Source organism: Eikenella exigua, from assembly GCF_008805035.1.
GTDB classification, from domain to species: Bacteria; Pseudomonadota; Gammaproteobacteria; order Burkholderiales; family Neisseriaceae; genus Eikenella; species Eikenella exigua.
In genome coordinates, this window is the sequence record NZ_CP038018.1 from 1,583,644 (window position 1) to 1,604,833 (window position 21,190).

The 21,190-nt window shown below is 51.5% G+C and carries 20 protein-coding genes and 2 tRNA genes; 6 read left to right on the forward strand and 16 right to left on the reverse strand.

What is annotated here, in order from left to right; genetic code table 11:
- Positions 1-18 precede the first annotated feature (18 nt).
- A complete protein-coding gene (locus EZJ17_RS08180; RefSeq protein ID WP_151086396.1) occupies positions 19-483 on the forward strand; it encodes a hypothetical protein in 465 nt (154 codons plus the stop codon).
- An 82-nt stretch (positions 484-565) separates the two neighbouring features.
- Positions 566-1,066 carry a hypothetical protein gene (locus EZJ17_RS08185; RefSeq protein WP_151086398.1) on the forward strand — a complete coding sequence of 167 codons (501 nt, stop codon included), beginning with the start codon at positions 566-568 and terminating at the stop codon, positions 1,064-1,066.
- 101 nt (positions 1,067-1,167) lie between these two features.
- Here the strand turns inward: EZJ17_RS08185 and EZJ17_RS08190 are convergent, their stop codons facing one another.
- Both EZJ17_RS08190 and luxS read right to left on the reverse strand, forming a co-directional pair.
- Positions 1,168-1,383, reverse strand: a complete 216-nt coding sequence (locus tag EZJ17_RS08190; protein WP_067441939.1) for an RNA-binding S4 domain-containing protein — start codon at positions 1,381-1,383, stop codon at positions 1,168-1,170.
- Positions 1,384-1,466: 83 nt separating this feature from the next.
- Positions 1,467-1,976 (reverse strand): S-ribosylhomocysteine lyase, encoded by a 510-nt coding sequence (gene luxS, locus EZJ17_RS08195; protein ID WP_067444254.1) that lies wholly within the window; start codon positions 1,974-1,976, stop codon positions 1,467-1,469.
- A gap of 124 nt (positions 1,977-2,100) precedes the next feature.
- Between luxS and EZJ17_RS08200 the strand changes: the two genes are divergently transcribed.
- Entirely contained in the window at positions 2,101-2,322 is a 222-nt protein-coding gene (locus EZJ17_RS08200; protein WP_067441945.1) for a hypothetical protein, read from the forward strand.
- 176 nt (positions 2,323-2,498) lie between these two features.
- Here the strand turns inward: EZJ17_RS08200 and murJ are convergent, their stop codons facing one another.
- The 9 genes from murJ to EZJ17_RS08245 form a co-directional block, all read right to left on the reverse strand.
- Complete coding sequence (gene murJ, locus EZJ17_RS08205; protein ID WP_067441948.1) at positions 2,499-4,037, reverse strand: murein biosynthesis integral membrane protein MurJ; 1,539 nt, start codon at positions 4,035-4,037, stop codon at positions 2,499-2,501.
- Between the two features lie 153 nt (positions 4,038-4,190).
- Positions 4,191-4,394: a hypothetical protein gene (locus EZJ17_RS08210; RefSeq protein WP_067441951.1), complete on the reverse strand. Its 204-nt coding sequence runs from the start codon at positions 4,392-4,394 to the stop codon at positions 4,191-4,193.
- A gap of 235 nt (positions 4,395-4,629) precedes the next feature.
- Complete coding sequence (locus tag EZJ17_RS08215) at positions 4,630-5,250, reverse strand: arylesterase (protein ID WP_067442023.1); 621 nt, start codon at positions 5,248-5,250, stop codon at positions 4,630-4,632.
- A 95-nt stretch (positions 5,251-5,345) separates the two neighbouring features.
- Positions 5,346-5,732, reverse strand: coding sequence for a glycine cleavage system protein GcvH (gcvH, locus tag EZJ17_RS08220; RefSeq protein ID WP_067441953.1), 387 nt, complete (start codon positions 5,730-5,732; stop codon positions 5,346-5,348).
- Between the two features lie 191 nt (positions 5,733-5,923).
- Complete coding sequence (locus tag EZJ17_RS08225; protein WP_067441956.1) at positions 5,924-6,115, reverse strand: YqaE/Pmp3 family membrane protein; 192 nt, start codon at positions 6,113-6,115, stop codon at positions 5,924-5,926.
- A gap of 56 nt (positions 6,116-6,171) precedes the next feature.
- Positions 6,172-6,993 (reverse strand): hypothetical protein, encoded by an 822-nt coding sequence (locus tag EZJ17_RS08230; RefSeq protein WP_151086400.1) that lies wholly within the window; start codon positions 6,991-6,993, stop codon positions 6,172-6,174.
- A gap of 157 nt (positions 6,994-7,150) precedes the next feature.
- Positions 7,151-8,251 carry a glycine cleavage system aminomethyltransferase GcvT gene (gene gcvT / locus EZJ17_RS08235; RefSeq protein WP_067441962.1) on the reverse strand — a complete coding sequence of 367 codons (1,101 nt, stop codon included), beginning with the start codon at positions 8,249-8,251 and terminating at the stop codon, positions 7,151-7,153.
- 331 nt (positions 8,252-8,582) lie between these two features.
- On the reverse strand, positions 8,583-9,950 hold the full coding sequence (locus EZJ17_RS08240) for an L-serine ammonia-lyase (RefSeq protein ID WP_067441966.1): 1,368 nt from the start codon (positions 9,948-9,950) through the stop codon (positions 8,583-8,585).
- Positions 9,951-10,099: 149 nt separating this feature from the next.
- Positions 10,100-11,377, reverse strand: coding sequence for an HAAAP family serine/threonine permease (locus tag EZJ17_RS08245; RefSeq protein ID WP_067441969.1), 1,278 nt, complete (start codon positions 11,375-11,377; stop codon positions 10,100-10,102).
- A 542-nt stretch (positions 11,378-11,919) separates the two neighbouring features.
- On the opposite strand from EZJ17_RS08245, the gene EZJ17_RS08250 reads away from it, so the two are divergent.
- Positions 11,920-12,405 (forward strand): Lrp/AsnC family transcriptional regulator, encoded by a 486-nt coding sequence (locus EZJ17_RS08250; RefSeq protein WP_067441972.1) that lies wholly within the window; start codon positions 11,920-11,922, stop codon positions 12,403-12,405.
- 344 nt (positions 12,406-12,749) lie between these two features.
- Here EZJ17_RS08250 and nrdD read toward each other — a convergent pair whose 3' ends face one another.
- Both nrdD and nrdG read right to left on the reverse strand, forming a co-directional pair.
- Entirely contained in the window at positions 12,750-14,603 is a 1,854-nt protein-coding gene (gene nrdD / locus EZJ17_RS08255) for an anaerobic ribonucleoside-triphosphate reductase (RefSeq protein ID WP_255361771.1), read from the reverse strand.
- Between the two features lie 7 nt (positions 14,604-14,610).
- The gene (gene nrdG / locus EZJ17_RS08260; protein WP_067444251.1) at positions 14,611-15,165 is read right to left on the reverse strand and encodes an anaerobic ribonucleoside-triphosphate reductase activating protein; all 555 of its coding nucleotides are present in this window, start codon (positions 15,163-15,165) and stop codon (positions 14,611-14,613) included.
- A gap of 569 nt (positions 15,166-15,734) precedes the next feature.
- On the opposite strand from nrdG, the gene EZJ17_RS08265 reads away from it, so the two are divergent.
- The gene (locus tag EZJ17_RS08265) at positions 15,735-16,940 is read left to right on the forward strand and encodes a hypothetical protein (RefSeq protein WP_067444249.1); all 1,206 of its coding nucleotides are present in this window, start codon (positions 15,735-15,737) and stop codon (positions 16,938-16,940) included.
- Between the two features lie 347 nt (positions 16,941-17,287).
- On the opposite strand, the gene fumC is transcribed toward EZJ17_RS08265, so the two are convergent.
- The 3 genes from fumC to EZJ17_RS08280 all read right to left on the reverse strand — a co-directional run bounded on the left by fumC (position 17,288) and on the right by EZJ17_RS08280 (position 19,199).
- Complete coding sequence (gene fumC, locus EZJ17_RS08270; protein ID WP_067444247.1) at positions 17,288-18,682, reverse strand: class II fumarate hydratase; 1,395 nt, start codon at positions 18,680-18,682, stop codon at positions 17,288-17,290.
- Positions 18,683-19,036: 354 nt separating this feature from the next.
- Positions 19,037-19,113: transfer RNA gene (locus EZJ17_RS08275), tRNA-Asp, on the reverse strand.
- Between the two features lie 10 nt (positions 19,114-19,123).
- A tRNA-Val gene (locus EZJ17_RS08280) sits at positions 19,124-19,199 on the reverse strand.
- A gap of 217 nt (positions 19,200-19,416) precedes the next feature.
- Between EZJ17_RS08280 and recJ the strand changes: the two genes are divergently transcribed.
- Positions 19,417-21,114, forward strand: a complete 1,698-nt coding sequence (gene recJ, locus EZJ17_RS08285) for a single-stranded-DNA-specific exonuclease RecJ (RefSeq protein ID WP_067444245.1) — start codon at positions 19,417-19,419, stop codon at positions 21,112-21,114.
- The last annotated feature ends 76 nt before the right edge of the window (positions 21,115-21,190 follow it).

The window sequence follows — 21,190 nt, forward strand, 5'->3', positions numbered from 1 at the left end:
CTAAAGCTAATAGGCGGAATGTCTATGAAAATATTTCCAATAGTTGTTATGTGCACAATCAGCCTTTTTATCCGGGCGGAAATAAAAAAGCCAGAAGCATTGGCTATAACAGTTTTTTCCTGTACAACAGTTAATGGGAAACAATTGGCAATTTATCAAAAAGAAGATAACTATATTTATAGTTTTGGCCGTCCCAATCACCCTGAATTGGTTTTCAGCAATCCGAAACAAGATGTTTTAGAAAGGAGTTTGGATAATACAAAAACCGGTGGCTCCGGATTGTGGGGTGAGAAAAATATGATAAATGGTCGCTATAGCTATAGTGTATTTTGGGCTGTGAATAAATGGGATAATGACGTGATTGTAGGAGTTGATGTTTCAATGGAAGGAAATTTAGATCCAGTGCGTGGTGATCTAAATTTTCCTTCGGCTCGAATTCTTTGTGATAAGAATAAGCCGATTTACTCTTATCCTGGATTGTGATTAGGGATAAGTTGTGCAAGAAGGTTACCTGAATTTTTCAGGTAGCCTATAAAAGTTTTACTGTGAATATGAAAGGATGGATATGTCGAGATTTGTTTTTTCTATACTTTGTGTGCTGATAATGCAGCAAGCATATCCAGAAGTTGTTTTGTACAATCAACATATGCCAATCTCAATTTGCGGCAGCAATGTAGATGGAGCAGAATCAGTTGCCAAGCAACAGGCGGCTTTGCAACAATTTTCCAGAAGCAGTTTGTTGCTGTTGAAAAACGAGGCTCCACCTTCGGCAGCAGGCAGGCAAAAATTATTGCCCGTTATGCCTGAAGAGCCGTTGAATCAGCGATACCCAAGCTGTTCTGCCTATCTGCAAGCGAGGTATCGGAATCTGGCGGATGCGGCGGCGCAAAATAAGCAGGGAGGAAACGGGCAACGGGATATTTTAACGTACTTTATGCTTTCCGTTTACCATTGGCGGGATTCGCAAACGAAGGCGATGAATCCGGCATTTAAGGCAATCATGGATGATGTGTTAAAGGATAACCGGCCTTTGAGAGATTATATTTTGCAGGAATTGGAAAGTTAGGTTGAGAAAAAGGCTACCTGAAAGTGCAGCTTCAACGGAGTTAAAACGCAGCACAGCGAAGTTTCTACGAAGCTAAATTTCAGGTAGCCTTTATTGCTGCGCTATTCCTGCACTTCAATCGCGCTGCCTTTATCCAGCTCGATGATTTCGCCGGCGAGGATTTTGGCGGTTTTGCGGGTTTCGGTTTCGCCGTTGCGGCGTATGCGGCCTTCGGCGATCCAGGTTTTGGCTTGGCCGCCGCTGTCGGCCAGGCCGGTGAGTTTGAGCAGGTCGCACAGGGCGATGTGTTCGTGGCCGTTGAGGGAGAAAGTTTGCATGGCTTTTGTTTCAAATGTTTGGGTTGGCGGGCGATAGAGGCTACCTGAAAAATATGTTTCAGGTAGCCTCTTTGTTTGGCTATTTATAGCTTGCCGAGAATGTCTTCGCTCAGGGCGAGGTCGGCATTTTTATTGATGCCGATCTGGCGGGCGAGGATGTTGCGGGCGATTTGCTGGGCTTCTTCGAGGGAGTGCATGCGGTAGGTGCCGCATTGGTATTCGTTCAGCTCGGGGATTTGGCTTTGGTCTTGCACGTTTAAAATATCCTGCATGGCGGCTTGCCAGGCGGCGACCACGGCTTCTTCGCTTGGGGTGCCGATGAGGCTCATGTAGAAGCCGGTGCGGCAGCCCATGGGGGAAATGTCGATGATTTCTACGTTTGCGCTGTTGAGGTGATCACGCATGAAGCCGGCAAACAGGTGTTCCAGCGTGTGGATGCCTTTTTCGGGCAGGATTTCTTGGTTTGGCACACAGAAGCGCAGGTCGAACACGGTGATGTCGTCGCCTTTTGGGGTGCGCATGTTTTTGGCCACGCGCACGGCGGGGGTGTGCATACGGGTGTGGTCTACGGTGAAGCTGTCGAGCAGGGGCATGGCGGTTCCTTTGTGTGTTGGAATTGCGAAGACGGTATCATACCATTTTCACTTGTGGCTTGAAAAAATGTATGCTTTGTGCAGGATTTTGCCTCTTTCTTAACCATACAACAAGGGGACAATCATGCAAAACATAGGTAGCACTTTGGCCATTTTAGGCATCCTGGCGATTTTTCTAGACTTCTTCAACCGTGTGCCGAAAGTATTGGCTTGGATTTACAACTGGGGCGACGACGTGGCCTGGGGCATTAAGATTGCACTCGTTGTGGTGGGCGGCGTATTGTGGCTGATCGGCCGCAATCAGGAAGCGGCGCATCCTGCCTTGGCAGAGGAAGAAGATGAGTAAGCGCGTCCCTTCGCAACGATAAAATCCGCCGGCAAACCATCATGCCTGCCAGCGGATTGTTTTGCTTGGATTGAGCGTTTGAACTACATTGAAGCTGCGCTTTAGCTTCGCAGAAACTTCGCTTCGCTCCGTTTTCAGGTAGCCTTTTGATAAGAGGCTACCTGAAATCTCCAGAATTACATCTCCCGCCGCTTGAAGTGGCGCGGTCGGAAGCCCAGCAGCCCCAGCGTGGAAAAATACAGCACCATGCCGAAGCCGATCAGCGCAAACAACTGCCCTGTGCGCCGCAAGCCGCCCACGTGCACCCACTCCAGCGCCACATAATGCTGCACCGCCCAAAGCCCGCCGGCCATCACGGCCAGCGCAATCGCCAGCTTCAGCAAAAACGCGCGCCAGCCCGCCTTGGGCTGATACATCTCTTTAATCCGCAACAATAAAAACAGGAACGCCGCATTGATACACGCGCCCAAGCTGATGGATAACGCCAGCCCGGCATGCTGCAGCTTCCACACAAACATCAGGTTCATCAGCTGCGTGCACACCAGCGTTACAATCGCCACCTTCACCGGCGTTTTGATGTTTTTCTGTGCATAAAACCCCGGCGCCAGCACCTTAATCAGAATCAGCCCCAGCAGGCCCACCGCATAGGCAATCAGCGCCTGTTGCGTCATCTGTGCGTCGTGCACGCCGATTTTGTTATACATAAACAGCGTGGCCACCAGCGGGAAGGCCAGCACCGCCATGCCCACCGCCGCCGGCGCCGTAAGCAGCAGGCACAGACGCAAGCCCCAATCCAACAGTGCGGAAAATTCCCGCTTGTCGCCCGTGGCCGCGTGTTTAGACAGCCCCGGCAGCAGAATCGTGCCCAGCGCCACGCCCAACACACCGGTGGGCAGCTCCATCAGCCGGTCGGCAAAATACATCCACGACACGCTACCGCTTTGCAGGTAAGACGCGATATTTGTGTTGATCACCAACGACACCTGCGCCACCGACGTGCCCAAAATTGCCGGTGCCATCTGTTTAATCACCCGGTTTACCGCCGGATCGCCGAAACGCAACTTCGGCATTTTCAAAAAGCCCAGCTTAAACAGCCAAGGCAGCTGGAAACCCAGTTGCAGCACCCCGCCGCAAAACACGCCCCAACCCAAAGCCATCACCGGCTGCTCGAAATGCTTCGCCCCCAGCAGCGCAAAGCCGATGAGCGACACATTCAGCAACACCGGCGTGAAGGCCGGCACGGAAAACTTGCCGTAAGTGTTGAGAATGCTGCCAACTAAAGACGATAGTGAAATCAGCAAAATGTAGGGGAAAATAATCCGCAAGAGCTGCGAAGCCAGCACAAACTTCTCCGGCTTGCCGCCCCAGCCGCTGGCCGTGGCCCAAATCACCGCTGGTGCCGCCAGCACGCCGATGGCGGTAACGATGAGCAGCGCAAACATCAGCATCCCCGCCACATGCTGCACAAATTCCTGCGTTTCTGCCGGCGATTTCTTTTGCCGGTATTCCGCCAAAATCGGCACAAAAGCCTGCGAAAACGCCCCTTCGGCAAAAATACGGCGCAGCAGGTTGGGCAGGCGGAAGGCCACCACGAATGCGTCCATCGCAATGCCCGCGCCGAAAATCCGTGCCAGCACCGCATCGCGCACAAAACCGAGCACCCGCGACAGCATAGTCATGCTGCCGATTTTCGCCAACGCGCTAAGAAGGTTCATGCTTTCCTACCTATCGATAAAACGGGCGCAAGTGTACCGCAAGCAGCCGCTTTTGTGGGAGAGGGCGAAGAAAAGGTTACCTGAAAGCATCGGCTTTAACGAAGTTAAACTGTTTTGCGGTTTTCAGGTAACCTCAAAATATGGGCAGCAGGATTAGCCGGACTTGGGCAATGCGGCCGATAAAATCAGGGAGGAGATGGCACCGACTAAGGCAAATACCGGTCCGAATATGGGCAAGGACTCGCCTGCACCGTTATCACTAGGCAGAATAGCGAAAACAAGAAAAAACAGTGAAATGCCGGCAAAGTAAACACCGCCGTCGATTAACGCCGACAGCAGCTCGCCGGCAAACAGCATTCAGCTGACCATTTCCACAGCCCCAGGTTAATGCGAAACCGGCAACCATCAGCAACAGAACCAGCGGAAAGCCCCAAAATACCTGCATGACAGTATAGCAGCTGTAGGGGGATACCATACGCGTAAACTTTCACTCTGATGGTGTTTTATCTTGATTCATCGGCAATTCTCTTAATGTGACAAACGCACGGCTTAGTTTGGGACGAAACTCTTTCAGGTAGCCTCAACAGCGGTTTTAAGCAAAGCCCTGTTCTTTTAAAAAGGCATACAGCTTTTCAGCAAACAGGCGGTAACCGGCGGCATTGGCGTGAATTTGGTCAGATTTCAAATCTCGGTCACCGAGGATTTCCGACCACGCGCCGCTCATCAGGGGGAGGCGGTATTGTTCGGCTATTTCCTGGTAGAGCGGGTGGTCACTGAGTTTGCCGAACAGTGCGCCCACAGTGAAATGGGGGATGGCCACCAGCACGGCGAGGATGTTGGCGGCCTGCACAGTTTGGATGATTTTGCCGATATTGGCGCGGGTGGTGCTTTCGGGCAGTTTGCGCAGGAAGTCGTTGCCGCCGATGCTGACGATGACGAGCTTGGGCTGTTGCCGCATGAGCCCGGGCAGGCGGGTGAGGGCATCGGCTGTGGTGTCACCGGATACGCCGCCGTTAATGACTTTCCAGCCGGTGAGCCCGGCCAGCTGCACGGGATAAGCTGCATCGGAGGCGGCGCCGTAGCCGTAAGTGAGGGAATCGCCCAAGGCGAGCACGGTGCTGCCTTTGGGGAGGGATTGGGCACGGTTGCGGCGTTTGCCGCAGGCGGCCAGGGCGAGGATGGCGCTGCTGATGAGGAATTGTCGTCTGTTCATGGATGTGTGGGTTTCAGGTAGCCTTTTGGCAAACCTGCCGCGGGCGGAAATGGAAAACAGCCTGAAAGCCAACTTTCAGGCTGTTGTTTACCTAGTTAGGCAATTTCGGCGGCGTATTGCTCTGCGTTCATCAGGCTGTCTAAGTCGGCAAGGTTGACAGGCTTGATGCGGAAGAACCAGCCTTCGCCATAGGGGTCGCTGTTTACGGTTTCGGGCGCATCAGGCAAGGCTTCGTTTACGGCCACGACTTCGCCGGCAATAGGGGCATACACGTCGGAAGCGGCTTTCACTGATTCCACTACGCCGGCTTGGTCTTCGGCGGCGAGCGATGCGCCCACTTCGGGCAATTCAACGAATACGATGTCGCCCAAAAGCTCCTGTGCATGGTGGGTTACGCCCACGGTTACGCTACCGTCGGCTTCGGCGCGCAGCCATTCGTGGCTGGAAACGTATTTAAGTTCGGCAGGAATGTTGTTGCTCATGGTTTTTCTCCGGAGTTATGAAGGTGGGCTGATGTAAGGTCATTCACATTATACAGATTTGCCTGTATTGGGGTTTGCGCTGACGCAAGGCTACCTGAAAAACAGCATCTTGCACTGAGCAAATTCGTGGTGTGTGTTGAACGGGCTTACGCTTTTGCTTAGCTTCGTTGAAACTGTGCTTTCAAGTAGCCTTATTTATCTTGTAGGGCACGGCGGATTTTCTGGTCGGTTTTATATTGGCTCAGGGCATACACCGACCAGATGGCGGCGGGAATCCAACCGATGAGCGTGAGTTGCAACAGCAGACAGATGACGCCAGAAATGGGTTTGCCGATGGTAAAAAATTGCACCCAGGGCAGAAGCAGGGCGAGGATGAGACGCATAGCGGGTTTCCTTTCTTGAGTGGTGGGGTAAATCGGATATTTTCAGGTAGCCTGCATTATTGCTGGGGCGGGTTCAACGCCCTTTGCAATGCCTGCTGCCTTTCGGACGGCCAGCTGGCAGTATATTTTTCTACCAATGCTTTAATCTGCGGATATTGCTTCATGTTCGAGCCGAGCGACCAGCGGGCGGCACCATAGGTTAGGATTTTTTCAGCATCTTGCTGGGTGGGGTTGGCCGGCTTTTCATCAAGCAGCTTAGCATTATCGGCCACATAATCGACGATGCGGTACACGTATTCAGGCTGGCCGGTAGCGTAGAAGCTTGCCCAGTGGATGTCGAGAGTTACCGGCGCGAGATTCAAGCGCAAGAAGCTTTCTGCGGTCAGTGTGGGAGTGGACAATACTTCTTGGTACTCAGGAGGCAGATCAAGCTGGCCAAGACACTTTCTGCTATCCGGTGTGCCGGAGAGTTGGAATATCAGAATAAGTTGGTTGTTCGGATGCTGCTGTCGTAATTCTTGGCACCAAGCCATGGTTTGATCCGGATGTGTTGCCAAGATTTGTGCCGCCCAAACAGATAGGTTATTGAATGGACCGGGCTTGGCTCCGGGCGTGGTCATCATTGGATCGTTCAGACCTTGATGGAGAATGGCCAGCGCGCGCTTTAAACCGGGATCGGGAGTTTGATAATACACGGGAACGGCATCGCTCCACGACCCCTCAAGCACCACGGGCACGGAAACGGTTTGCACTTGAGCCGGAGCTTCAGCAACAGCAGGAACAGAAACAACCGTCGGAGTAGAATTATTATCTTGCGGCGAACAGGCACTTAAACCGATAGCTGCTAACAGAAGGGGAGTCAGCTGGAGTTTGTACATATTGAATTCTTTGATAAAAGGGCAAAACAGTTTTTTAGCTTCGTAGAAACTTCGCCCACACCTTGTGCAGACTTCTTTTGAACTACGTCAAAGAGTTGTTTTCAGGTAGCCTGCGTGCCCGATTGATGCAACAGGCTACCTGAAAACCTAAACGCGTTTAATCAAACTGTTTCTGGCCATTGCGCACGAAAGGCAGTTTCAGCACGCGCACATCCACTTCTTTACCGCGAATCACCACTTTGGCAGTATTTCCTTCAAAGGTTTTGGGCACGCGGGCAATGGCGATGGATTGCTTGAGGCTGGGTGAGAACACACCGCTGGTGGTTACCCCTTTGCCCTGCGGGGTGATCACTTCCATGTGCTCGCGCAGCACGCCTCCCTTGGCCAAGAGCAGGCCGACCTGTTTCACACTCACGCCTTTTTCTTTCAGGGCCACCAGCGGGGCTTTACCGACGAAATCGCGGGCTTCGTCTTTCAAATCCACCGTCCAGGCCATGCCGGCTTCAAGCGGGCTGGTATCGTCGTCCATATCGTTGCCGTAGAGGTTCATGCCGGCTTCCATACGCAGGGTGTCACGCGCGCCGAGGCCGCAAGGCTTCACGCCGGCCTGTTGCAATGCTTTAAAGAAAGGCTCGGCTGCGCTGCCGGGCAGAATCACTTCCACACCGTCTTCGCCGGTGTAGCCGGTGCGGGCTACGAACCAATCATTGCCCAAATCGGCGCTTTGGAAGGGCTTGAGGTTGTTTACAGTGTCAGCCCATTCAGGTTTCACGGTGAGTAGCTTAGCCACGGCTTGGGGGCCTTGTACGGCGAGCATAGCCAAATCGTAGCGGGGTGTAAGCTTAATGCTGAATTCGGCGCCGATTTTTTGGAACTGGGCGGAGTCTTTTTCGCGGGTGGCGCCGTTGGATATGATGCGGTATTGCGTTTCGGCTTCGTTGCCGCGATAAACGATGAGGTCGTCGATTACTCCGCCTTGGTCGTTGAGCATGGCGGAGTAGAGGGCTTTGCCAACAAAGGCGAGTTTGGCCACGTCGTTGGCCAGCAGTTTCCGGAAAAAAGCCTTGGCTTGCTCGCCGGATACATCGGTTACGAGCATATGGGATACGTCGAACATGCCAGCATCGGTGCGTACAGCTTCGTGCTCGACGATTTGCGAGCCGTAATGGATGGGTAGCTCCCAGCCAGCAAAATCAACCAGCTTGGCGCCCGCATCTTGATGGGCTTGGTAGAAAGGGGTAGTTTTGATCGCAGGCATGATTTCAGAGTCTCCATTGGGCGGTAATAGAAGTAGCTTCTCTAATCTGTTTCGGGTATCTGAGATTTTCAGCGAATTTGCCGATTCTTCAGTGGGCACTGTATGCTGCTCTCTGGATGAAGCTGTTTCAGGCAGCCTAGCAGACAGACCGACACATAAGGGACTTGGGAAGCAAGTTTACCCCCAACGGATGATTCCTCTTTAATCATCGCAAAGAAGACCTGTATCAACTCTTGCTAAAGATGTTGCGGAATCATCCGTGGGGTATAGGCCCCATTTAATAACCCCCAGTTATCTAGGATAGCTTCTTTAATGAAAGCAGGTTGCAATGTTAATTGCAGACAATCTTGATTGCCAAGCCTCCTTGTGATGTTTCGCGGTATTTGGCGTCCATATCCTTACCGGTTTCATACATGGCATCAATCACTTTGTCCAAGTCGACATATGGCGTACTGGCGCGGCGCAGAGCCATACGTGCAGCATTGATGGCTTTTACTGAACCGATGGCATTACGTTCGATGCAAGGAACCTGCACTTGGCCGCCTACTGGGTCACAGGTGAGACCAAGACTATGCTCCATGGCGATTTCTGCTGCGCTGCAAACGCGTTCGGGCGTACCGCCTAAAATTTCCGCCAACCCTGCCGCTGCCATTGAACAGGCTACGCCGACTTCGCCTTGGCAGCCTACTTCCGCTCCCGAAATAGAGGCATTCATTTTATAGAGCGATCCAATAATGCCTGCGGTGAGCAAATAGCGGTCGATGATTTCGGGGGTGAGCGGTTCGACAAATTTGTCGTAATACATCAAAACGGCAGGCACGACACCGCACGCACCGTTGGTCGGGGCAGTTACCACGCGGCCACCGGCGGCATTTTCTTCGCTTACCGCTAGAGCATACATATTTACCCAGTCTATAATCTGCATCGGGTCGTTGCTGAGGCTTTTATTAGCAGAAAGCCAGCGGTGAAGCCCTGTGGCGCGACGGACGACTTTTAGTGGGCCTGGCAACACGCCTTCAGTTGCCAAGCCATGCTTCATGCAGTCGGACATGGTTTGCCAGATGTATTGCAGGTATTCTTCAACTGCTTCTTCGCCATGCAATGCCACTTCATTTTGATACATCAGATTGGAAATGGACAAACCGTTGTCGTTGCAATACTTGATAATGTCTTTGGCGTTTTTATAAGGGAAGGGGACTTCAATTGTTTGTTTTTCTTCAGCGCCGAAATGCGCTTCGTCAACAATAAAACCGCCGCCGATGGAATAATAAGTTTGGCGGTAGCCTTCTTTTTCGTCTTTATCAAAGGCTGTGATAGTCATGCCGTTTTCATGCAGAGGCAAAAAATCGTTATGGAACAACATGTCTTCGGCGTATTGGAAGCGTACTTCGTGTTCGTTTAATGCCACAGCCAGTTTGCCGCTTGCTTTAACGTTTTCAACAAAAATTGGAATCAAATCGATATCGACGTTATGCGGCAAATAACCAGCCAACCCCATAATGATGGCAGTATCCGTCCCATGACCCAAACCGGTCATGGATAATGAACCATATACGTCAATGCGGATATGCTCTATCTGCTTCAATTTGCCTTGAGCGCACAAATCGTCAATGAATTGTTTGCCTGCTTTCATCGGACCGACAGTGTGTGAGCTCGAAGGACCGACCCCAACTTTAAAAATATCGAATACACTAATCATGGCACTGCTCACTTATCTTTTAGGATATGGCTTTATAAAGCCGGAATGGTATTTGTCTGAGAGGCCGTCTGAGAAACCTCTTGCTTCACATGACCATAAAACATTTGAACAGATGGTTTTCAGATGGCCTGAATACGGTTACAGCTTATTTAAGCAATTAGGTTATAGATAATATTGGATATTGCAATCAAGCCCATTACCACCACGAAGATATTGCTGAATTTGCCTTGGAACCGTTTCATTGCCGGTACTTTTCTGACGGCGTACATCGGCATAATGAACAGGATCATAGCAATAATGGGGCCGCCCAGCGACTCAATCAAGCCCAAGATGCTCGGATTGATGATGGCAACAACCCACAAAGTAATCAGGAAGAACAGAGCAGAGTAGAGGTTCAGTTTTTTATGATTGATGGCAGTATCCGAGCCGGCATCGCGTTTAAGTTTGATAAACAAGCCTTCTAAACCCTCGCGCGCACCCATATAGTGGCCGAAGAAAGAGCTGGCAATAGCTAGAAATGCAACAAACGGACCTAAATAGGAAATGTAAGGATTGTCGAATTTATTGGCGAGGAACGACAGAATCGAAATATTTTGTTCTTTTGCCATGGCCAGCTCAGACGGCGTTAAAGTCAATACGCAACTGAACACGAACAGCATCACGAAAACCAATAACACGGTGGCAGTGCTGCGCAGGGTGTTGCTGGCATGCTGGTCTGTTAATTCGGCATCTTGGTATTCTCGTTGTTGGGACAAAACGAAAGAAGAAATGGCCGGCGAATGGTTGAAGGAAAAAACCAACACGGGTATCGTAATCCATAAGGTGGTTAAAAACGCGCCCGCGCTCGGAATATTGGTAAGCGAAGAAGTATTCCATTCAGGAATCAGGTATACCGATAAGATAAACAGAATAAATACCAGCGGATATACCAGCCATTCGGTTACTTTCAAAACGATACGCTCACCCAACAACAGCACACCGATTAACGAAGCAATCAAAATGAATGACAACAAGGCCCGCGGAGGAGAGGCCATGCCAAGCTGGTTGACGAGAAAAGAGTCTACGGTATTGGTGATGCCGTTACCGTAAATCAGCAAAATGGGGAAAATGGCAAAGAAGTAGAGCAGGGTAATTAATTTGCCGGCAGTTTTGCCGAAGTGCTCTTCTACTACTTCGGTAATATCGCTGCCGGGCTTGGCGGAAGAAAGTACAAAACGCGCCAACCCCCGATGGGCGAAATAAGTCATCGGGCCGACAATAATGGCCATGGCAACAAGCGGCCAAAATCCGCTCATGCCTGCATTGATCGGAAGGAACAGCACACCAGCGCCCACGGCGGTGCCGAATAGGTTTAGTATCCAAACCAAGTCAAATTTATTCAATTTCGAAGAGACCGTTTGCTGGTGGCTTGAATGCTGTGATTTCATCTTAAAACCTCCAAATAAATGTTTTATTTCAAAAATTTTACTGAACTCAGGAATCTGTATTATCAAAAATATCAAAAGTCTATCATTATTTAGGACCGATCCTCCCAAGTCATTAATAAAAATAACAGTTGAAATGGGCTTGCAGCATTTTACCTGGGCAATTGTGCCTTTGGTGCCGTTGTTAATCTTTGTTAATAATTCTCCTGCAAACTCATCGAATTATTACCTGAAATCGGGTTTTGAGGCAAGATTTGTTTACTGAGCGTGAGGTATTTTAGTGATTTGTAGAGCTTAGGGCCTATTGCTTCATATCGAATTCAACTAAAAATGCTCAGATATTGAATAGCTAGGTAAGATATTTCTCTATAATTGGAAATTATAGCGGATTATTCCAACATATTTACAATATAATAATCGACCAGATATTTGCTGTGTATAGCCAGTAAACCAGCTACAAGTCGGAGTGGTTGCTTTCCTAGTTGACAGCTTGGGCTGGCACACATACAGTCTCTGCCTCAGTAGTATGATTGGATACCGAAATCATGACCATATCTGTTTCGCTTGACAAAATCGACCTGAAAATAATTCAGGCCTTGCAACACAACGGCCGACTGAGCAACGTTGAACTGTCCGAACGTGTTGCTCTTTCCCCTTCTCCCTGCCTGCGCCGACTCAAGCAATTGGAGTCCACCGGCATTATCCAGGGTTATGCTGCCTTGGTTCATCCTTCCACCGTGGCTCTCGGCCTGCAGGTGTTTATCCGCGTATCGGTGGATAAAAGCAACCATCTGCGCGATGGCTTTGCCGATTCTGTGAGCAATTGGCCGCAGGTGCTGCGCTGTTTCGCACTCACTGGCGAAACCGACTATATGCTGCACGCTTTTTTCGCCGACATGGCAAGCTTCTCCCAATTCATCCTAGACACCCTACTGGCGCACCCGGGCGTGGTGGATGCACGTTCCAGCTTTGTACTGCAGGAAGTGAAAAATTCCACCGTGCTGCCATTGGACCATTTGCAAATGGATTAGGATAGTTGTTACCAGATATTAAGTGCTTAGAGAGAGTAAAACTTCAGGTAGCCTTTAGTATATGGGCTGCCTGATTTTTTTGTGCGGGCAGTTTGGATTTCAGGGAGGCTCCTTTATTGTAGCTACCTGAAAAGTTAATCTTAATTGCAGATAGTTTCATATAGCCTTACGCGGCAGCAGGGCAGCACTATCCTACGCCACTATTCCATTTTTCCCACCCAATAAAAAGGCACACCGCAAAAGCGGTGTGCTTAAAGTTTTCAGATAGCTCGGAGGTGGAGGAGAAGCTACCTGAAAATGCTGTCTAGCAGATTAAATCGCTATCGGCGTAATCACAGCATCCTCTAGGCCACTTGCCGCCATTTCTGCTGCTGCTCGCGGTGGTAGTGCCTGAGCGTGTGTTCTTTGCGCCGCCCGCTTGAGAAGGCAGAAACGCGTTTCAGGTAGCCGATAACGCGGGTGCCATGGTCGATGTCGTGCGAACCACAGGTGGAACAGGCGTGCAGGGTGCGTTTGTCGATGTGGCCGCATTTGTTGCAAATGGTGATGCGCACGTTCACGCAGAAGTAGTTGCAGCCGGTTTGCGCGGCGATGTCCAAAAGCGAGCGGTAGCCGGACGCGGGCAAGGCTTCGTCGAGGTTCAGGTGCAGCGCGGAGCCGCCGTCGAGCCAGTCCACCAGTTCTTTGCCGTGCAGCAGGAATTTGTCGAGCGCGTTGATTTCTTCGTCTTCGACGACATAGAAATAGGAGTTGTAGCATTCGCGGCTGACTTTGTAGCCGTCGGCCTTGTCCCATTTGGCGTTTTTCACGCCGAGGTTTTCGGCGGGAACAAACTCGGTGTTGAACTTCACGCCGTAGTGTTTGCTGGCGGCTTGATTAGCTTCAAATATGGTTTTCAGACGACCTTGGACGAAGTTGATGTAGTCATCGTTGTAGCCGACTTTGATGCCTTGCGATTCGGCGGCTTCCGCCATGCCGTTGATGCCGATGGTGAGGAACTGTTTGTCCAGAGTGATGAAGCCTGCATCGTAAACGGGTAGCATTCCGGCAGCTTGGTATTCTTCCATCAGTTTGCGATAGGCGTATTGGTATTTGTGGATTTTGGCGACTTCGGCGGCAAGGTCGCGACCGTCTTGCTCCAGTCGGTTCATATTGATGGTGATGACGTTGATGGAACCGGTCGCTACGCCGCCCGCACCGAGTGTGTAGCTGAAGGTGCGGTCTTCGATGGCGTTGCGCAGGCGGCAGCAGGAAGCCAACGAGTCGGGGTTGTCGGAAAGATAAACGAAGAAGGAATTTCCTTCCGCCAACTCTTTCGCCATTTCGTCGGCAAACACGGTGTCTTTGCATTTGCCGCCATCGGTCAGCATCGCAGCGGTAACGACGGGGAAGGTTAAAACGGCTTTGGTGCGTTCCTGATTGAACCATTTGAGGAAGAAGTTTTGCAGCTTCGCCACGCTCGCCCACACCGGTTTGCTGAAATCGGGGAAGACGAAATCGCCGAACATCGCATCGAAATAGTATTGATCGTAAACGGAAATATTCCAGAATACGCTCTGATAGCCGCGCGCGGCGGCGGGCTGGTTGATGCTGTATACCACCTGCTGCATGTGGTTGGCGATTTCTTTGCCGTGGTTTTCCAAATAATCGTCGCCGTAGTCTTTGCGGGCGAAGTAGTCGAAATAGGTCAGAAATTCCACCGTTGCCACCGCACCGGCAAACTGCGCGCTGATGGCAAACACAAGGTTGATAAACGAGCCGCAAAACGATGCCAGATGTTGCGGCGCTTTGGATTCGCCACCGAGTTTGCTTAAACCATCCAGCAGGAAGGGATACAGCGTGGCCGACACGCAATAGGGTTTCAGGCTGGTTTCGTCGTGCACATAGATTTCGTGTGCTTCGATTTGGCGCAAATATTCGTTTGCCACAGATTGATCGAAAATCTCGGCAATTTTGCGCGACACCTGGGCACGGTTAATCTGCACGAAAAAGTCTTTCATCAGCTCGGCTTCCATCGTGGCGATGTTCTTCTGCGTTACGTTGGCGTTGGCGTCCATTTTCGAGCCGTCCGCCGCGTTTTGCGCGCTGATGTAGTCGTGCATGAACTGCAGTTTGCCGTTTAACCGTTCGGAATCTAGCCGGATCATGGGTTTACTCTCCTCATTGACAGTGTTAGTGGGGACGAAAGGGGCGAATATTCAGCCGTTAGGCCGATTGGAAATGCAGACTACCGGCCGCCAGCGGCGGTTGTTGCACCAAGGGGATGACGGGGCGGCGGGGCGCGGCCTGCTCGTCGATAAACAGATGGTTGAGCACTTCGCCGGTGCGTAAATCTATGAAACGCTGATTGGTGTGCGGGCTTTCCAGGCCGCCGAGTTCCATTTTCCAGCGGCCGGTTTTGAGATAGGTGAGCTGCGGGATGATGGCGATGGAGGCGCGTTCCAGCTCGTCTTGCTCCAGGCCGGTGTAAAGGCAGGTGTGCAGGCCGGCTGCACGCACGGTTTCCAAGAGCGGCAGCAGTTTTTCAGGTAGCCATTCGCCGCCCATAAACAGCACGCAGGTAATCAGCCCGCGATAGCGTGCCAGGCGGCTTTGCAGGTATTCGGCAGTCAGTTCGGTGCCCAAACCGCCCTTCCAACTGTCAGCGCTGTGGCAACCTTTGCAGCGCAGCGGGCAGCCGGAAAACAGAAATGCCAGCGACACTTCGCCCGGCACTTCCTGCCAAACGATCTGCTCACGGGTAAAATTCAGCGTTTCCATAGCCCTATCCTTAAAAATACAACATATAGTGCGATAAATTTTTTAAAACACTATATGTTGTGGTGAATTGTCCTGCTTTCGCAGGAAAAACGCAAGCGGCTGCGCCGTTAAATCGGGTTAATTACGAATGCTTTTAAATGAGAACAGCCTCTGAAGGGCAGGAAGATTTTTGTGCAGACAAGAGTTTGTATCCATCCATCATGCAGGGAAAACTGAATCCCTATCTCTCTTCGACAGACACAGAGTTTGACTTAGCTCAAAAGTGCACGGGGCTTGTGGCAGACAGGGGAATGGTTACATGAAGGTGAAGCTTCAACACAATTAAAACGCAACGCAGTTTCTGCAGGGCTAAAACTTCAGGCAGCCTTCAACGTATCAGCCAAAACATACATACCCGAGCAAATTAGTTGGAAAATTTAACGCAATCATGCATAATGCTGCAAAATTTTGCATATAGCGGATGAACACGCTTCCACTGCGACGTTAGCATGCCTTGTATCGAAAACGCATTCCTTTGCTATAACCCTCTTGGCAAAATTTATTTCTCCTCCAACAAAAGGAAACAACCCATGAAAAAACTCGCCCTGCTGCCAATTTTGGCCGCCCTCTCCCTACCCGCCTTTGCTGCCGACAATTACCTCACCAGCCAAGCATCCAACCACACCGAAACCATCAAAGGCGAAGACCCTGCCGCACAGCAGCTGTTCCAGCGCAGCTTCCGCCTGGAAGAAGGCCAAAGCAACACCACCACACTGGATGTAAAAGCCGGCCAGGTATATACCGTGTTTGCCGACTGCTCCGTGAACTGCTCCAACATCAAATTCAGCGTTACCCAAGGCCGCACCACCCTATTCCGTAAAAACCGTGGCGACGGCTCCCGCTTCACCTGGCAAGCCGAACGCGACGGCCGCGTGGAACTCAACACCGAAATGGTCGCTTGCTCCCGTAGCCGTTGCCGTTCCATGCTGCACGTGTTTAGCGGCGGCAAAGTAAGCAACAGTGACAGCGCAGGTGCCTCCTTGGAAGCCGCCCAAAAAACCACCCGCGAAGCACAGCAAGCTCTCGACAAAAACGTCCACGAACTGCCCCTGATTAGCGGCCAGCTCACCGACAGCCAAAACCGCAGTGTGGAAATCGAGCTCACCGCCGGCAAGTATTACAGCGTGTTCGGCCGCTGCGACCAATCCTGCGAAGACCTCGACCTCTCCCTCGGCGCCAATGGCAAAACAATCGCCTCCGACACCGAAGGCAACGATGCACCCCAATTGAGCTTCAAAGCCGAACAAGGCGGCCGCCATCAGCTCAACATCAGCATGGAAGACTGCGACAACGACTCCTGCGCCTACTCCGTGCAAGTGTTTGAAAGCAGCACCGACACCGACCCCTCCCTGCTGCATGCCCAGCAAAGCAACGTGAACATCGTGAAAAACCACGACCCGGCCGCCCGTGTGTTCCTACTACGCCAGCAACGCCTTGCTGCCGGCCAGAGCCACACCGAGCAAGTTAACCTCACCGCCGGCAAAGCCTACACCTTCTACGGCGACTGCGACGACAACTGCTCCGACATCGACCTCACCGTACGCCTCAATGGCCGCGTGGTGAAACAAGACGTATTGGGCGACAGCGTGCCCCTGTTCAGCTACCGCCCCGCCCGCAGCGGCCGCTACAGCGTAACCCTGCCGATGAAAACATGCTCCGCCGCCACCTGCGCCGCCAGCATCCACATCTTTGAAGGCACCAAAATGGTGTACGACAACAACGGCCGCAACCGCTAACAAACTGAGCCATCAGTAATCACAAGCAAAGGCTACCTGAAAGCGCAACGCAGCGAAGTTTCTGCGGAGCCAAACTTTCAGGTAGCCTTTAGATTGCACGCAGGCAACAATAGCCAAAGCACTTATGTCTTCATACCGGGCAACAAGCCGCCGCAGTACGGCAAAGCTTGCCGATACAGTAGCCAGAAATAAGTGCTTTAACTATGGCCATACCGATACAAATATCATCGAAAGGCTACCTGAAAATCCAAACAAACACTTTTCAGGTAGCCTTCCTACCGTGCAAACAATAAACGAAATAAAGCGCATACTGCTTCCAATATGCGCTTCTTCCTTCCTAACTGAACTTATTTCAAACTGCCTACCATATCGGCAGGACGTACCCAGTCGTCAAACTGCTCGGCGCTCAAGAAGCCGGATTTAACGGCTTCTTCGCGCAGGGTGGTGCCGTTTTTGTGAGCGGCTTTGGCGATTTTGGCAGCGTTTTCGTAGCCGATTTTGGTGTTCAACGCGGTAACCAGCATCAGGGAGTTATCGAGCTGCTGTTTGATACGAGGCAGGTTAGGCTCAATGCCGGCTGCACAATGTTCGTCAAACGAAATGCAAGCATCAGCCAAAAGCTGTGCCGATTGCAGGAAGTTGGCGGCCATCACGGGTTTGAACACGTTGAGCTGGAACTGCCCCTGAGTGCCGGAGAAAGAAATGGCGGTGTCGTTGCCCAACACTTGGGCGCACACCATGGCGAGGGCTTCGCACTGGGTGGGGTTCACTTTGCCGGGCATGATGGAGGAGCCTGGCTCATTCTCGGGAATCAGGATTTCACCAATACCGGAACGCGGGCCGGAAGCCAACAAACGGATATCGTTGGCAATTTTATACAGCGACACAGCCAGCTGCTTCAATGCACCGTGGGTTTCCACAATAGCGTCGTGCGTGGCCAATGCTTCGAATTTGTTCGGCGCGGTAACAAAGGGCAGGCCGGTGAATTTGGCGATATAGAAAGCTACCTGAACATCATAGCCTTTGGGCGTGTTCAAGCCGGTGCCCACGGCAGTGCCGCCTAAGGCAAGTTCGGCCAAGTGCGGTAGGGTGTTTTCCAAGGCACGGATGCCGTAGGCAAGCTGGGCGGCATAGGCAGAAAATTCTTGACCGAGGGTGAGCGGAGTGGCATCCATCAGATGGGTACGGCCGATTTTCACCACGTCGGCAAATGCCTCGGCTTTGGCAGCCAAGGTTTTTTGCAGGCGCTTAACGGCGGGTAGGGTGTGCTGCACTACCTTTTGGTAGGCGGCAATGTGCATGGCGGTGGGATAGGTGTCGTTGGAAGACTGGGATTTGTTTACGTCGTCATTGGGGTGGATAACGCTTTTCTCGCCCAATTTGCCGCCGTTCAACACGTGAGCACGGTTGGAAATGACTTCGTTCAAATTCATGTTGGACTGTGTGCCGGAGCCGGTTTGCCAAATCACCAGCGGAAACTCTTCATCCAGCTTGTGCGCCAAAATTTCGTCACAGGCGGCAGCAATCAGATCGCGCTTCTCAGCAGGCAATACACCCAAGTCGGCATTGGCAAAAGCAGCTGCTTTTTTCAAGTAGGCAAAGGCTTCAATGATTTCATGCGGCATGGAAGCAGCCGGGCCGATTTTGAAGTTGTTGCGGGAGCGTTCGGTCTGCGCGCCCCAATACCGGTTGGCCGGCACCCTTACTTCTCCCATGGTATCTTTTTCAATGCGAAATTCCATCACACAGCTCCTGAAGTTTGTTAGATTTCTAAATTCAAAAACCAACTGGGTAGATAAAACACTTAATTACCGCGTTGGCTCACCTTGCCATATTGCTCATACTGTCTGCGGATTATCGCCTTGCATGAAAAATATGCTTCAATTATAGCGGCTTCCAATTATGGCACAACTAAGCGGGCACTATCTGCATCATACTGATTCTAAATAACTATATTAAGACATATCCAACTTATTCCTAGCCAAGGGGAATATATCATAAAACCAAGCGGCTTTTCACGGTGGGATATGGAAAATATTAAAACTGGAAATGCCAAAACCCCGCTGCCTTTAAGCAGCGGGGTTTTTATATTGAAATGGCGCGGTGGACGGGACTCGAACCCGCGACCACCGGCGTGACAGGCCGGTACTCTAACCAACTGAGCTACCACCGCGCGCGCAAAATGGTGGGTGATGACGGAGTCGAACCGCCGACATTCTGCTTGTAAGGCAGACGCTCTACCAACTGAGCTAATCACCCGTATTTCCGTGCACAGCACTAGAAGACGAGTATTACACCAAACTATCCTCGCCATTGCAAGTATTTCTTACAAAAAACTTGCTATAAAATAGCAACACACTGTTATAAAAGTGAAAAAACTTTTTCAACATTTCACCTGTCAACCTGTCGATAATCTCTCAGCCCACCCGTTTGCGCTATAATATGCCGTTTAATTAATACCACGCACTATGGCTTTATGAATGCCGTTATCCGTACCCGCCAAATCGACCTCCAAGCCGAACAAGCCCTGCTAGCCGGTGGCACCCCGCCCTTGCTAGCACGCCTGTTTGCCGCCCGCAATGTCCGTTCTCCTGCCGAACTGCATAACCACTTAGCGAGCCTACTGCCCTATCAATCACTGAAAAATATTGATGCTGCCGCCGAACGGTTGGCTTACGCCATCCAAAAGGAAGAACGAATTTTAATTGTGGCCGACTATGATGCTGACGGTGCTACCGCCTGCGCGGCAGGCATTTTAGGCTTGCGCCGCATGGGGGCATGGGTGGAGTTTTTAGTGCCGGACCGTTTCAAACATGGCTACGGCCTCACCCCGCAACTGGCCGAGCTGGCTGCCAAACGAGGTACTCAGCTGCTATTAACCGTAGATAACGGTATTTCCAGCACTGCCGGTGTAGCACGCGCCCACGCATTGGGCATGGACGTGATTATCACCGACCACCACTTGCCGGGCGACACGCTACCTGAATGTATCATCGTTAACCCCAATCAACCGGGATGCACGTTTGCCAGCAAGAATCTGGCCGGAGTGGGCGTAATCTTCTATGTATTAACTGCCCTACGCGCCCTGCTGCGTACACAGCAATGGTTCAACCCACAAAGGCTACCTGAACCTAATTTGGCCGAGCTTTTAGACTTGGTTGCTTTGGGCACCGTGGCCGATGTGGTGACATTGGATTACAACAACCGAATCTTGGTTAGCCAAGGGCTCAAACGAATGCAGATTGGCAAAACCCGCCCCGGCATTCAGGCGCTTTTTCAGGTAGCCCAGCGCGATATTCGGCAAGCCAAGCCATTTGACTTGGGCTTTGCCATCGGTCCGCGCATTAATGCTGCCGGCCGTTTGGAAAACATGGAAATCGGCATTGCCTGCTTGCTAACCGAAGACCCAGCCACCGCCGCCGAACTAGCCGAACAGCTAAATGAACTTAACCGTACACGGCAAGAAATCGAGCAAAACATGCTACAAGAAGCCCTTGCCCTGGCTGATCAAATCATCGTTGGCAGCAACCTGGGCATTACCGCCTTCCATCCCGATTGGCACCAAGGCGTGGTCGGTATTGTGGCCAGCCGGCTAAAAGACCGCCTCCATCGCCCCTCAATCGTGTTCGCCCCCACAGGCAATGGCGAACTGCGTGGCTCTGGCCGTTCTATCCCCTCATTACATCTGCGTGATGCCATCGATTTGGTGGCCAAACGCCATCCCGAGCTAATTCTAAAATTCGGTGGCCACGCCATGGCTGCCGGCCTCAGCATCCGCGAACAGGATTTTCCCCGATTCCAACAGGCTTTCGAAAACGTGCTGTCCGAACTACTAGATCGAGACTCACTTACCCGCACCTTCCTCACTGACGGCAGCCTGAACCCAGAAGAAATTTCCCTGCACACTGCCGAAACGCTGTCCAACCAAGTATGGGGGCAAGGCTTTCAACCCCCATGTTTCTATAACCAGTTTGAAGTATTGTGGCAGCGGGTAGTTGGCAACGGCCATAAAAAAGCTGGTCTAAACTGCGGCGGACACACTGTAGAAGCCATGTTTTTCCGTTGCACCGAAGAACTCCCGGCCAAAATTCACACCGTATACCGCCCCATCGCCAATCAATGGCGCAATCAATACGAATTACAACTGCATATCGACCACTGGGAGGCAGGCTGATGTGCAATACACAGCCAAAACTTTTATCATTGTCCTCATGGTACACCAACATATCTGGCTGCAGGGAATAATCACT

Bases quoted from the DNA above. Each gene is read 5' to 3' on its own strand.
- EZJ17_RS08180 (WP_151086396.1), top strand. From the start codon at position 19: ATGTCTATGAAAATATTTCCAATAGTTGTTATGTGCACAATCAGCCTT.
- EZJ17_RS08185 (WP_151086398.1), top strand. From the start codon at position 566: ATGTCGAGATTTGTTTTTTCTATACTTTGTGTGCTGATAATGCAGCAA.
- EZJ17_RS08190 (WP_067441939.1), bottom strand. From the start codon at position 1,383: ATGCAAACTTTCTCCCTCAACGGCCACGAACACATCGCCCTGTGCGAC.
- luxS (WP_067444254.1), bottom strand. From the start codon at position 1,976: ATGCCCCTGCTCGACAGCTTCACCGTAGACCACACCCGTATGCACACC.
- EZJ17_RS08200 (WP_067441945.1), top strand. From the start codon at position 2,101: ATGCAAAACATAGGTAGCACTTTGGCCATTTTAGGCATCCTGGCGATT.
- murJ (WP_067441948.1), bottom strand. From the start codon at position 4,037: ATGAACCTTCTTAGCGCGTTGGCGAAAATCGGCAGCATGACTATGCTG.
- EZJ17_RS08210 (WP_067441951.1), bottom strand. From the start codon at position 4,394: ATGCTGTTTGCCGGCGAGCTGCTGTCGGCGTTAATCGACGGCGGTGTT.
- EZJ17_RS08215 (WP_067442023.1), bottom strand. From the start codon at position 5,250: ATGAACAGACGACAATTCCTCATCAGCAGCGCCATCCTCGCCCTGGCC.
- gcvH (WP_067441953.1), bottom strand. From the start codon at position 5,732: ATGAGCAACAACATTCCTGCCGAACTTAAATACGTTTCCAGCCACGAA.
- EZJ17_RS08225 (WP_067441956.1), bottom strand. From the start codon at position 6,115: ATGCGTCTCATCCTCGCCCTGCTTCTGCCCTGGGTGCAATTTTTTACC.
- EZJ17_RS08230 (WP_151086400.1), bottom strand. From the start codon at position 6,993: ATGTACAAACTCCAGCTGACTCCCCTTCTGTTAGCAGCTATCGGTTTA.
- gcvT (WP_067441962.1), bottom strand. From the start codon at position 8,251: ATGCCTGCGATCAAAACTACCCCTTTCTACCAAGCCCATCAAGATGCG.
- EZJ17_RS08240 (WP_067441966.1), bottom strand. From the start codon at position 9,950: ATGATTAGTGTATTCGATATTTTTAAAGTTGGGGTCGGTCCTTCGAGC.
- EZJ17_RS08245 (WP_067441969.1), bottom strand. From the start codon at position 11,377: ATGAAATCACAGCATTCAAGCCACCAGCAAACGGTCTCTTCGAAATTG.
- EZJ17_RS08250 (WP_067441972.1), top strand. From the start codon at position 11,920: ATGACCATATCTGTTTCGCTTGACAAAATCGACCTGAAAATAATTCAG.
- nrdG (WP_067444251.1), bottom strand. From the start codon at position 15,165: ATGGAAACGCTGAATTTTACCCGTGAGCAGATCGTTTGGCAGGAAGTG.
- EZJ17_RS08265 (WP_067444249.1), top strand. From the start codon at position 15,735: ATGAAAAAACTCGCCCTGCTGCCAATTTTGGCCGCCCTCTCCCTACCC.
- fumC (WP_067444247.1), bottom strand. From the start codon at position 18,682: ATGGAATTTCGCATTGAAAAAGATACCATGGGAGAAGTAAGGGTGCCG.
- recJ (WP_067444245.1), top strand. From the start codon at position 19,417: ATGAATGCCGTTATCCGTACCCGCCAAATCGACCTCCAAGCCGAACAA.